Origin of the sequence: Erwinia piriflorinigrans CFBP 5888 (assembly GCF_001050515.1) — a bacterium.
GTDB lineage: Bacteria > Pseudomonadota > Gammaproteobacteria > Enterobacterales > Enterobacteriaceae > Erwinia > Erwinia piriflorinigrans.
Window position 1 is genome coordinate 397,134 of sequence record NZ_CAHS01000014.1, and the last position, 12,881, is coordinate 410,014.

A 12,881-nucleotide genomic window follows, 5' to 3' on the forward strand; every position below is an offset into this window, starting at 1 on the left:
GGTAGGGCGTTAATTGACGGCGAATTTTAATCTGAAAGCCCGTTTTCACCCTGATACCGCAAAATCTGTTCCAGTATCATGGGATGTTAGCGGGCAATTACGGCATCACGTTTACCACTTTATGTACGTTATATATGATACCGCATAAAGAAACCGTAAGCAGAAAAAGGGATGAAACCAGCTCAATACGCGCGCCGTGTCGTGCCGGGATCCAGCGTTTAACCGTCAGTATATATAGTGTAAGCACTGAAAAATCAAACAGGATCCACACCAGCGACAGCGTAATCACACTGGTACTGAAGTTTTGGGTTATGGCGATAAACTGCGGAAAGAAAGAAACAAAAAAAAGGATATCTTTAGGGTTGGCAATACCTGTCAGAAAGCCGCGCACAAATCCTGCGCCACTATCAGGGGCCGCTGTGTTGGTCGGCGCATCCTTGCGCAACATGGCCCGCAGCGTCTGTATGGCGCCATAGCCGATATAAATCGAACCTAAAATGCCAACCAGGTAGAGCCAAATGGGTGAGAGCGACACCACGCCAGCGAGCATCAATGTTGCCAGCGCAATCAACACCAGCGAAGCGCCGTTGGTGCCGACTACTGTGGCAAAAGCCTTGCGGTAGCCATAGCGTGCAGCCGTTCCGGTTATCAGCGCGACGACCGGGCCAGGGGTTAGCAGTAGCATCAGAACAGACAGGATATAAGCACCCAGCAACGTCATGTTCATGTTTTATTTATCTCCTTGTTAATTTGCAGCGGACAGCGCGAGAAGTTAGCTGCACCCGGCTCATTGAGCTGATATTGTTGCCATTCAAGATTATTCTCATCGCCATAAAAGCCCAGCGCAGCGGGAACGTAGCCGTTGTTGTAGTTGCATACGCGGGTGCGTATTTTCTCTCTGATTTTAATTCCCTTTGGGTCACAGTGGCTGGCGAGAATGTCGAAATGAACCCGGGGATTCACCACAAAGACCACCCGTTTGCCGAGATGACGACTTTTGAGCTGAAGATGGCCCGGACAGCTGATGTTGATAAACAGCTCCAGACCGCCGAAACAAAATGACCATGTACTGTCATCGGGTGATGTTGGGATATGTTCCGGCCAGGGCTGAATGTCATGATCGTGTAATGCCTGCAGGCGCTGCCAGGCAAACTGATGGGCTTCATTCAGGGTGGAAAACCCTTGCTGCTCGAAAACCATAAGTAAGGGACTGTAAAGACGGTCTTTTTCAGCCGTATTCTGCGTGCGTTGGATAAACGCCGTCATCGCGTTCATCATATCGGTAAGCGTCGCCTTTGAGCGGATAAAGCTAAACAGCAGAGACTCTGTTTTCCACGCGTGGCGGGCAAACAGACAGGGAAAGTGCCGATCGTTCAGCCTGTTGCTAATGTCCAGGAAAGCATCTTGTTGCCATCCCACTGCCGAAGAGGCGATGTCACTCTCTGCAATCGGTTTGTCTAAATCTGGCTGTCTGAGGATGCACCCACAGCTTACTAATCCGTTATCCATGCTATTCTGCCCACTAGATATTTCCTAGTGCGTATTATTCCGAATAGGGCGAACATTGAAAAACGGATAAAACTCCGCTTTACTGTGAGTAAAAATCACAATGATGAGCTGAAATGACACTGCCTCCCCTTTATGCGCTGCGCGCATTTGAAGCCGCTGCCCGTTTGGGATCATTCAGTAAGGCTGCCGCCGCACTGAACGTGACTCCAGGTGCCGTCAGCAGACATATCCGCACGCTGGAATCCTGGTTTGAATGTGAACTTTTTCGCCGTAATGGTCCGCGTATTGACATCACCGATGCCGGACGAACCCTGTCGGCGCAGTTAACGGAAGGGTTTCTGTGCCTGGAGCGGGCCTGCTCTGCTTTTCGCAGTAACAGCTTTGAACTAAGACTTAAAGCGCCCTCAACACTGACCATGCGCTGGTTGCTGGATGCCCTGAATGCGTTTCGTGAGCATAACTCAACGCCGAAAGTTGAAATTTCCAGCGTCTGGATGGATACGGATGCGGTTGATTTTAATCGTGAGCCCTACGACTGCGCCATCCTGCTCGGTGACGGGAAGTTTGGCGATGACACGGAAAGCAATCTACTTTTTGAAGAATGGCTGATCCCCGTCTGTGCGCCAGCACAGGTCGAAGCGGCACGCACCGGCCTGGTAGCCTGTGAACTGATCCACCCCTCGCCGGACCGCCGTGACTGGCGAAGGTGGCTGAAAAGCACAGGGCAGCATCACGGCCTTAATATTTCCCGTGGCAAGGTATTTGATACCCTTGAACAGGGAAATCTGGCTGCCATCAGTGGTCACGGAATATCGGTGGGAGACCTGTTGCTTAGCCTACAGGCGATCAAAAATGGCTTGCTGGTGCTGCCATTTAGTGACGCTGTTGCTACCGGCGATGGCTACTATATGGTGTGGCCTAAAAACACTCGACGCAAAAAGAATATCGACCTGCTTTACCACTGGTTAAAGGACTCTGTGCCAACCCTGCCCGCACAAGGCGTCACCTTCCTGAAGAAACATCATGGTTGACCGCCGGATGCGGCGCAGATAATCGTCCGACGGTGAGCAGCGTCGACATGGGCTTTTCAAGGGATAAATAAATAGAAACGGCGGGGAAGCGACCAGCAATGGCCCGTTTTCATATGGTTTACTGGCCGGGTTCTCCGTCTTTCGCGAGCCGTGCGCTGGCAGCATGCTGCCAGCGCACGGGGTAACGGTTACTTCACGCACTTACCGCACGAGTTCTGCTGGATACTCTGGAAGAAATCATTGCCTTTATCATCGACCAGAATAAAGGCCGGGAAGTTTTCAACTTCAATCTTCCAGATAGCTTCCATTCCCAGTTCTGGATACTCCACACATTCCAGACTTTTGATGCTTTGCTGCGCAAGCACCGCAGCGGGGCCGCCGATGCTGCCGAGGTAGAAGCCGCCGTGCTTGTGGCAGGCATCCGTCACCTGCTGGCTACGGTTACCTTTTGCCAGCATGATCATACTGCCGCCGTTCGCCTGAAGCTGGTCAACATAGGAATCCATGCGGCCTGCCGTCGTTGGCCCGAGAGAACCTGACGCGTAGCCCTCCGGGGTTTTTGCCGGCCCTGCATAGTAAACCGGATGGTCTTTAATATACTGTGGCAGGCCTTCGCCCTTGTCGATACGCTCTTTCAGCTTTGCGTGAGCAATATCGCGACCAACGATAATTGTGCCGCTGAGCGACAGGCGGGTAGAGACCGGGTATTCAGAAAGCTGGGCGAGGATCTCTTTCATTGGACGGTTGAGATCAACCTGTACGACGTCGCCTTCGCCCTGCTGGCGCAGTTCGGCAGGAATATAGCGGCCTGGGTTGTGCTCCAGCTTCTCAATCCAGATGCCTTCACGATTGATCTTCGCTTTGATATTACGATCGGCAGAGCAGGAAACCGCCATCGCCAGCGGGCAGGAGGCACCGTGTCGTGGCAGGCGCACTACGCGAATGTCATGGGCAAAATATTTGCCGCCAAACTGCGCACCCAGCCCCAGCTTCTGGGCTGCCAGCAGCAGTTCCTGTTCCAGCTCAACATCGCGGAATGCCTGGCCATGCTCGTTGCCTTCGGTGGGCAGTTCGTCGTAATAGTGCGTCGATGCCAGCTTCACCGTTTTCAGCGTGCTGTCGGCAGAGGTACCCCCAATCACAAACGCGATGTGATACGGCGGGCAGGCGGCAGTGCCGAGGCTGCGCATTTTTTCAGTAAGAAACGCTTTCAGTTTACCGGGGGTAAGCAGCGCTTTGGTTTCCTGGTAAAGATAGGTTTTATTGGCTGAACCGCCGCCTTTCGCCATGCAAAGGAACTTATATTCCTCACCGTCAACGCTGTACAGGTCAATCTGTGCCGGCAGATTAGTGCCGGTGTTGACCTCTGTATACATATCTAACGGCGCATTCTGCGAATAGCGCAGATTATCTTCGGTGTAGGTTTTGTAAACGCCCTGAGCCAGAGCGGCTTCATCGCCGCCGCCAGTCCAGACACGCTGACCCTTTTTGCCCATGATAATCGCCGTGCCGGTATCTTGGCAGGTCGGCAGAATGCCTTTGGCTGCTATCTCGGAGTTACGCAGAAACTGTAATGCGACGTATTTGTCATTTTCACTGGCCTGCGGATCTGCCAGCATGGCAGCAACCTGGCGCTGGTGAGCAGGGCGCAACATAAATGAGGCATCGTGAAACGCCTGCTGGGCCAGCAGCGTCAGCGCCTCTGGTGTCACTTTAAGGATTTCCTCGCCCTCAAAGCAGCTGACAGATACATGTTCACGGGTTAGCAGGTAATATTCGGTTTCGTCTTTAGCAAGCGGAAAGGGCGGCTGGTAATAGAATGGTTTTTTCGACATTTTGCTCTCACTTAATGATCTTCTGCCATCCTTCTCTGATGCGGAGGTTAGGCAATCTTCACGGCGATATCGGTTCGCTTTATCCTGCCGGGCTGTGGATGCGGCCCGGCAGGTGCAGAATGGTATAACAATATGGCAACAACTGCATATCAGTTATGCCTGAAGGGGGCTGGGTGACTCCTCAGAACATCATCACCATCCACGGATAGCCAATCAGCATCAACAGGCACAGGAAGATGGCACCGAACAGCGTACCCAGGCGCCAGTAGTCTTTGGTTGGCAGATACCCACTACCATAGTAAATCGGGCTTGGGCCGGTGCCGTACGGTGTGATGATCCCCATGACGCCCAGTGAGGTACACATCATCAAACAGAACACAGGCATATTGATACCCGGTATCGCAGCGGCAATGGTTAACATCGCCGGCAACAGCGCCGTGGTATGTGCAGTGGTGCTGGCAAAAAGATAGTGCAACAGGAAGAAGGCGACCATCAATACAACGGCGGAAATCTGCGGGTCGTAGCCGTGCAGCAGCAGGCCACCTTCTTTACCCAACCAGGTGATAAAGCCAACGCGGGCCAGACCGTCTGCCAGCGCCACCAGAGTGGCAAACCAGGCAAACGTGTTCCAGGCCGGTTTGTTACTGGTGATATCGTTCCAGTTTAGTACACCGGTCCACAGCATCAGTACCACTATCAGCAGCGCGGCCATCGCCGGTTCAATCCATGCGGTGGCAAAAATCCACATCAGCAAAGCGGAAACCACGAACACCAGCAGCAGGATTTCGTTACGGCTGAGTCTTCCCAATTTTTCCAGTTCGCTTATTGCCCAGCGCGGCACTTCATCATTGAACTTCACTTCCGGTGGATAGAACCAGTAGGCCAGCAGTGGCATGGTGAGCAGCAGCAGCAGGCCCAGCGGCAGGAAAGCAATAAACCACATTCCCCAGGAAATATCGAAGCCGACCACGCTTTTTACCAGTGCCAGAGCCAGCAGGTTAGGAGCCAGTGCTGAAAGAAACATGGAGCTGGTGATACAGGTTGCCGTAATGGCTACCCACATCAGGTAGGAACCGATTTTGCGTGCGCTAGGATCGTTAGGCTTTGAACCGTAGAGCGGCGGGAGGTTGGCAATAATCGGGTAGATAGTTCCACCGCTGCGAGCGGTATTAGATGGCGTGAAAGGTGCCAGCAGCAGGTCGGCGAAAGTGATGGCGTAACCCAGCGTCAGGCTGCGACGGCCGAGATATTTCACCAGAATCAATGCCAGTCGGCGACCGAATTGCGTTTTGTCATAGCCAGCGGCAAACATAAAGGCACCGAAGATAAGCCATACCGTCGAGTTTCCGAAGCCGCTGACGGCCCATTTGAACGCCTGAGTGGCCGTTTTGAAGGCGGGATCGGCCAGTTCTGCCGGACTGAACAGCAGCCACTGACTGAACAGGGCGATAACCACCACCCCGGTTAAACCGATCACCGCGCCCGGCAGTGGTTCAAAAATAAGGCCGACGATCACCCCGACGAAGATAGCGAAAAAGTGCCAGGCATAAGGTTCAAGCCCTTGCGGAACCGGAACGAGCAGTAGCAAAACGGCAACCAGCACCGGTATGGCAAGCATGAGCAGACGTTTTGCCTGCTGGACAGCAACAGGCGGGGCCTTCGCGTGTTCATTAACAGTCGATGTATGTTTCATAGTATTTTTCTGCAAGTTATTAAGAATTCGTTTTGCGCCCCGGTCAGGGAGTGAGCATTATTTATTTAATTTACTAAGCAATTTAACCGTGGCGTGCAAATAAGCAGTTTGCCTTCCCGAACGGTTGTGGGGGTATTTGGCTATTGAATATAAATATAGTGATACTTCCGTAAATATAGTTATTGATCCAGATCAATAAACTGCGGTTTTCCATTATGTTTTTTAAGGAGTTACGAAGATTTACCGGTTTTTATTCTTATTGACAGCTCTGTTTAGTTCGGTAAAGGCAGGTTAACTTTTAAGTGGAAGGGTTATGTTGTTTTATCTTTATGATATATAACAATTTTTTATTGTGTAAAATATTTGTTGAGTGAAGTCATTCGCTAGTTAACATAAAAGGATAGTGTAAGCGGATTTAATCTAATTGAGTTTTCTATACAGCAAAAAACTTTTAAAACTAAATTTACTGGAAATTAAATCTAATAAGTTGTTATATTGAAAGCATGAGGTTGGACCACTAATATAATCAAAATGATGTCCACTAAAAGATTCCATGTTTTTTTAATTTTCGGAGTTCATACTATATGAATACACTTACTCCTGTCCTGAATCCGCTGACACTGCCAAACGGGGCGGTGCTAAAAAACCGTCTGTTGATGGCACCTATGACCACCTGCACCGGTTTTTATGATGGTACGGTGACCAGTGAACTGGTTGAGTACTATCGCGTTCGCGCTGGCAGCATCGGAACCGTTATCGTGGAATGCTGCTTCATTGATACTAAAGGCCCGGCCTTCCCCGGAGCGATTGCCATCGATAGCGATAACAAAATACCGGGCCTGGCGAGGATCGCTGATGCGATTAAGTCTGCCGGGTCTAAGGCTATCCTACAGATTTATCACGGCGGCCGTATGGTCGAACCCGAGCTGATTGGTGGTAAAACTCCGGTTGCACCCAGTGCTGTCGCCGCCGCGCGTGTCGGTGCGACAATACCACAGGCGCTAAGTGCTGAAGAAGTCGAGGTCATGATCACCAAGTTCGGTGATGCGGTGAACCGTGCGATCAAAGCCGGGTTTGATGGCGTGGAGATCCACGGTGCCAACACCTATCTTATTCAGCAATTTTATTCACCCCATTCCAATCAACGTGATGACAAGTGGGGAGGAAGCCGCGAAAAGCGCGCCCGCTTCCCGCTGGAAGTGCTGGACATCACCCATAAAATGGCGCAACGCTTTGCCGATCCCTCATTCATTATCGGCTACCGCTTTTCGCCGGAAGAGATCGAAGTTCCGGGTATCCGTTTCGAAGACACCCTGTACCTGCTGGAGAAACTCGCCGCGCGCGGTCTGGACTATGTTCATTTCTCGGTGGGTCAACTACTGCGATCTTCAATTGTTGATGTCAGCGATCCGACACCCCTGATCGGTAAATATCTTGCCGCGCGTTCAGAGCAGCTGGCAAAGATCCCGGTAATTGGTGTCGGTGGCGTGGTGAACAAAGCCGACGCTGAAAGTGCCCTGGAGCATGGCTTTGATTTAGTGGCCGTAGGTAAAGCCTGCATCGCATACCCTGACTGGACTGACCGCATTATTGATAATGACCATCTGGAGCTGTTTATTGACAGCACGCAGCGTGAAGCGCTGAACATTCCGGAGCCTCTGTGGCGCTTCTCACTGGTTGACGCGATGATCCGTGATGTCAGTAGCGGCGGACGCAAATATAAAGCCGGTGTCTATCAGGAAAAAGTGGAGGCCGAGGCGTTAAAACTGCAAATCAACGTCACGCTTGATACTGACCGTATCACCGATATCTCGCTGGTGCCGGACGCTACGCTGGACGTGGATTTCACCACCACCTTCGAAAGCCTGCGTACACGTATGCTGGTGGCAAACAGCCCGCATGTGGATGCCATCACCGGTGCCACCACGCAAAGTGAGGCGCTGAAAAAGGCGGTCTCCCGTGCTATGACCACCTCCAGCAAAGAGCATGTCATTGAAGCGGGGGGGAATCCGCAGGCACCTCAGCACTACGATGTGGTGGTGGTAGGCAGTGGCGGCGGCGGTCTTGCGGCGGCGATCCAGGCCTCTGAAGAAGGGGCAAAAGTGGTAATTATCGAGAAGATGCCCACCATTGGCGGGAACACCATTAAGGCCTCCGTAGGAATGAATGCCGCCGAAACCCGTTTTCAGAAGCTGAAGGGTATTGAAGACAGTAAAGAACTGTTTTTCAGTGAGACCCTGAAAGGCGGCAAATTCAAAAACGACCAGCAGCTGCTGCGCCAGTTTGTTGACCAGGCACCGGAAGCCATTGAGTGGTTGGCACGTCACCATATCGAACTCAACGATATCACGATCACCGGCGGCATGAGTATTGATCGTACCCATCGTCCGGCCGACCGTTCTGCGGTGGGGGGATTCCTGATTAGCGGTTTGGTAAAGAATATCAACCAGCGTGACATTGAGGTGCTGCTGGAAACCTCAGTTGAAGAGATCCTGTGTGAAAAGGGTGCCGTCATTGGGGTAAAAGTGGTCGACGAATATAATGACAGCCGCATTCTGCATGCGAAAAGCGTGATTGTCGCCACCGGCGGTTTTAGCGCAAATCGTGAAATGGTGGTGAAATATCGCCCAGAACTGGATGGATTTGTTACCACCAACCATAAAGGAGCCACCGGTAGCGGCATCGCGATGTTACAGCAGATCGGCGCGGCGACCGTTGATTTGGCAGAAATACAGATTCACCCAACAGTCGAACAGACGACCTCTTACCTGATTTCTGAAGCTATTCGTGGCGGCGGGGCGATTCTGGTAAGCCAGGCAGGCCACCGTTTCTATAATGAAATGGAAACGCGCGATAAGGTTTCCGCCCAGATCATCGCCCTGCCTGAAAAGAGCGCCTGGATCGTCTTTGATGACCAGGTGCGTAAAAACAATAAGGCTGCCGACGAATATATCGCTAAAGGATTTGTGGTCAGTGCGCCAACCCCGTATGAACTGGCAGTGAAGCTGAATATGGATCAGGAAACGCTCCAGGCTACGCTGGAACGTTATAATCAGTTCGTTGTACAGCAACATGATGAGGACTTTGGCCGTCAGACTGCATTGCGCCATCCGCTCGAAAAGGGACCATTCTTTGCTATTCGCATTGCTCCCGGTGTGCATCACACAATGGGAGGCGTGACCATCAACACCAATGCTGAAGTGCTGGACAAGCATCAACAGCCGCTCGGGGGAGTATGGGCGGCGGGTGAAGTGGTTGGCGGTATCCACGGTGCTAACCGAATCGGCGGAAATGCGGTAGCAGATATCATCATCTTTGGTATTCTGGCCGGCCGTCATGCCGCAGCATGGGCTTTGCGCTAAAACACTCTTACCATCAGGGGCGACGCGATCATTGCGTCGCCCCTGCAAATCACTTCACCCCGGGAGGTATCATGTCCTCTGATACCGGCGTCTACAGTTATTCTGCTGTCCTTATGGGTTCTCCGATCCTGCTAAAGCTGTTTGAACATAATCAGCAGCTGGCGGGGAATGTGTTTCGATTGATTAAACAACAGGAAGATATTTTCACCGTCAACCGTGAACATTCTCAAGTCATGGCGATAAATCGTGCGGCAGGCGATCACGCTGTCGCCGTAAGCAGGGCGCTTTATCAGGTGATCAAACGGGCTAAAGAGGCCAGCGTACTGCCAGGTAGCTGTTTCAACTTGGCTATCGGGCCGTTGGTCAAGCGCTGGAAGATTGGATTTCAGGGCAACAGCGTGCCGGCAGCTTCTGAGCTGCGTGCGCTGCTAACGCTAGCGGACCCTCACCAGGTCGTCCTTGACGACGAGACGGCCTCGGTATTTTTGTCACGGGCGGGTATGGAGATTGATCTGGGGGCGATTGCCAAAGGGTATATCGCTGACGTAGTGCGTGATTATCTGCGTCAGCAAGGCGTTAAGGATGCGCTTATCAATCTGGGGGGAAACGTGCTGGCATTAGGGAACAGCGTTCAGCACTGCTGGAACATAGGCTTGAAGCAGCCGTTTGCCACGGATGAGGCTCCGCTCGGGGTGATCGGTGTGACGGATAAATCGGTGGTGACTTCAGGTATCTACGAACGTTATTTTGAACGGGACGGCCGCTGCTACCATCACATTCTGGACCCGCAGACCGGCTATCCACTTGATAACGAATTACTGAGCGTGACCATTATTTGTGATAACGCCACCGACGGCGATATCTGGACTACCCTGATGTACGGTCAGGGCGTAGAACAAGGCCTGGCAACGCTTTCGCAAAATCCGGCGATTGAGGCTATTTTCGTCACCCGAGACAAGCAAATCATTTGCTCTTCGCAGCGTCAATTCAGTTTTAAGCAACTTAACGATAGCTACCGGCTCACTGGCAATATTGTTTAAGCTGGGCGCTATGTTCCGCCTGCAAACGATAGCGATATACCGGGCGGCCGGTCGCTCCATAATGAATGCTGGTGAACAAGATATTGATCTGCGCAAGCCAGATTAGATACTTACGGCACGAAACGCGTGAAATATTGACGGCAGCCGCAAGATCGTCTGTGGAAAACTCTTCAGACGGATGAGCATCGATCCACAGGCACAGAGTGCGCAGCGTTTGCGGGGTAAGTCCCTTAGGTAGGCGTTTCGCCTCATCTGCCGACGGGTGACTACCATGAATAAGCCGATCAACATCCTCCTGTTGATAAAATGGACGAGAGTCCATAAGCTTTTTTTTCCGCTGCCAGCTCGTCAATGCTTCTTCAAAACGCGAGAACTGAAAGGGTTTGATCAAATAGTCAACGACACCATAGTGCAGCGACTGTCTGACCGAGGTGGCATCAGCAGCCGATGAGATGATGACGACTTCGACCGGTCGTTTTGACTCGCGTAGTACGGGCAACAGGTCCAGTCCGTTATCCTGTTGCAGATAGATATCCAGTAGAATCAGGTCAATAGCTAATTCATTGTTCAGAACCAACTCTTTGGCCTGCTGTAGGGTCGATGCGACGGCACAGCAGGCAAAACCAGGTAGTTGTGCAACATAGCAACGGTTGAGTTCAGCAACCATCGCGTCATCATCGACGACCAGAACATTGATCATGCGTTTTTATGCTCTCCATCCCAGGGCAGTTGTACGAAAAATTGGGTATAAACACCGGGTTCGGACTCTACAATGATTTTCCCGCCAAGGCTCTCGATTTGTTGTTTCACCAGGAACAGACCCACGCCACGATTGTCACCCTTTGTGGAATAACCCTTAGCAAAAATGTCATTCAGCCGGGTCATTTCAATACCTGGGCCGTCATCGCTCACTTCGCAGCTGAGCCAGCCGTTCTGATAGTGTAACAGGACACTGATATCGCCATCGCCAGTTTCGCCAGCGGCATCAAGTGCATTCTCGATTAGGTTACCCAATACGGTAATCAATACCGCAACCTGCTGCTCACTGCCACAGTCTGGCAGTAGACTATCATCATTGACCGTCAGGTGGTTGCCGTTATCATAAGCGCGGCTGATTTTACTTAACAGGAAACCGGCGATAACGGGTGACTTGATTTTGCCCAGCAGCGATCCGATTTCGGTATGGTAATTATGAGCTGTTTTAAGGATATACTCTTCCAGCTTGTCGTAGCTTTTCATATGCATAAGGCCGAGAATGACATGCAGCTTATTCATAAATTCGTGTGAACGTTCACGAAGAGCATCGATGTAGCTGACCATACCATCAAGCCGCTGTAGTAGCTGAATTATTTCTGTTTTATCTCTAAACGTACAGATGGCACCAATAATGGTCTCGTTATTGCGTACCGGCATGGTATTACAGAGCAATATACGACCATTAAAGTTAATCTCTTCATCGCGTAGTGCAATGCCACTTTTCATCACGTAATGCAGATTGTCGATCAGCGGCCCCGATGCTGCAACAATCTCACCGTTGTCACAGTCAAGCGCCTGAAGCAGACCGGTTTCACGCAGCAGATGCCGTGCGGCACGGTTAATAACAGTGGCCTGCATCCGATCGTCAACGGCGATCACGCCCTCTTTCATGGATTGCAGCATGGCCTGGCGCTGTTCAAACAGAGCGGATATTTCAAAGGGCTCAAGCCCGAGCAAAATGCGTTTGGCCGCCCTGACCAGCAGGTAAGTTCCCATAGCACCAACCAGAATAGCGAATAATGCGCTCCAGAGAATGTTCCAACGGCTGTGATTAATTTGTTGCGCGACCTCGCTAAGCGAAATCCCAATCGCTATCACGCCAATCTGACGCCTGTTTTGGTCAAAAACAGGGCTAAATACCCGGAGCGCGATGCCAAGCTTGCCCGTATTGATCGCAACATTTTCGTGTCCCTTGAGGGCCGGAGACAGGTCATCACCAAGGAAGTGTTGGTTAATTAGATTTTTGTCAGGGTGTGAATAACGCATGCCTTGCATATTTGTCACCACGACAAAAAGGAGGTGATTACTGCGCTGTGCGGCCCCGGTGATGGTCTGAATAATCCCATCTGCTGGTTTTTGCAACAGGCCACGCTGGATATCCGGGGAAAGAGCCAGCGTACGGGCTACCGCCAGTGCTTTATCTTTAACCGCATCCTGTGTGGTGTGGCTTATTTGAACAAAATAGAACAGATGAGCTATTAGCAATACCGCTGCGATAACAGCGCTTACCAGCAGGCTAACGGAGGTACTCAGTTTCATCGGGCGTTTAGGTATCCAGAACGACGACTGAATGTGATTCATTAGAACTCCGCTAGACAGGGATGGCTGTTCGAATTAAGTGTTGGGTAATATAGCGCGGAAGAGAGTAGGGGGCG

9 protein-coding genes are annotated in these 12,881 nt (G+C 51.5%); 3 read left to right on the forward strand and 6 right to left on the reverse strand.

Annotated elements, in window-relative coordinates:
* Nucleotides 1–97 precede the first annotated feature (97 nt).
* Together EPIR_RS08000 and EPIR_RS08005 are read right to left on the reverse strand one after the other, a co-directional pair.
* A complete protein-coding gene (locus EPIR_RS08000; RefSeq protein ID WP_023654840.1) occupies nt 98–727 on the reverse strand; it encodes a LysE family translocator in 630 nt (209 codons plus the stop codon).
* Nucleotides 724–1,509 carry a YqcI/YcgG family protein gene (locus tag EPIR_RS08005; RefSeq protein WP_023654841.1) on the reverse strand — a complete coding sequence of 262 codons (786 nt, stop codon included), beginning with the start codon at nt 1,507–1,509 and terminating at the stop codon, nt 724–726. The genes EPIR_RS08000 and EPIR_RS08005 overlap by 4 nt, the downstream gene beginning before the upstream one ends.
* Before the next feature lie 113 nt (nt 1,510–1,622).
* Here EPIR_RS08005 and EPIR_RS08010 point away from each other — a divergent pair, with 113 nt between their 5' ends.
* Nucleotides 1,623–2,540 carry a LysR substrate-binding domain-containing protein gene (locus EPIR_RS08010; RefSeq protein WP_023654842.1) on the forward strand — a complete coding sequence of 306 codons (918 nt, stop codon included), beginning with the start codon at nt 1,623–1,625 and terminating at the stop codon, nt 2,538–2,540.
* Between the two features lie 188 nt (nt 2,541–2,728).
* On the opposite strand, the gene fumA is transcribed toward EPIR_RS08010, so the two are convergent.
* Both fumA and EPIR_RS08020 read right to left on the reverse strand, forming a co-directional pair.
* Nucleotides 2,729–4,375 carry a class I fumarate hydratase FumA gene (fumA, locus tag EPIR_RS08015; RefSeq protein ID WP_023654843.1) on the reverse strand — a complete coding sequence of 549 codons (1,647 nt, stop codon included), beginning with the start codon at nt 4,373–4,375 and terminating at the stop codon, nt 2,729–2,731.
* A 181-nt stretch (nt 4,376–4,556) separates the two neighbouring features.
* Nucleotides 4,557–6,068: a DASS family sodium-coupled anion symporter gene (locus EPIR_RS08020; RefSeq protein WP_023654844.1), complete on the reverse strand. Its 1,512-nt coding sequence runs from the start codon at nt 6,066–6,068 to the stop codon at nt 4,557–4,559.
* 584 nt (nt 6,069–6,652) lie between these two features.
* On the opposite strand from EPIR_RS08020, the gene EPIR_RS08025 reads away from it, so the two are divergent.
* Both EPIR_RS08025 and EPIR_RS08030 read left to right on the forward strand, forming a co-directional pair.
* Nucleotides 6,653–9,430: a flavocytochrome c gene (locus EPIR_RS08025; RefSeq protein ID WP_023654845.1), complete on the forward strand. Its 2,778-nt coding sequence runs from the start codon at nt 6,653–6,655 to the stop codon at nt 9,428–9,430.
* Between the two features lie 71 nt (nt 9,431–9,501).
* Nucleotides 9,502–10,470, forward strand: coding sequence for an FAD:protein FMN transferase (locus EPIR_RS08030; RefSeq protein WP_023654846.1), 969 nt, complete (start codon nt 9,502–9,504; stop codon nt 10,468–10,470).
* Here the strand turns inward: EPIR_RS08030 and dcuR are convergent.
* Nucleotides 10,451–11,170, reverse strand: coding sequence for a two-component system response regulator DcuR (gene dcuR / locus EPIR_RS08035; RefSeq protein WP_023654847.1), 720 nt, complete (start codon nt 11,168–11,170; stop codon nt 10,451–10,453). The two genes, EPIR_RS08030 and dcuR, sit on opposite strands and share 20 nt — an antisense overlap.
* A complete protein-coding gene (locus EPIR_RS08040; protein ID WP_023654848.1) occupies nt 11,167–12,807 on the reverse strand; it encodes a sensor histidine kinase in 1,641 nt (546 codons plus the stop codon). The genes dcuR and EPIR_RS08040 overlap by 4 nt, the downstream gene beginning before the upstream one ends.
* Nucleotides 12,808–12,881: the final 74 nt, after the last annotated feature.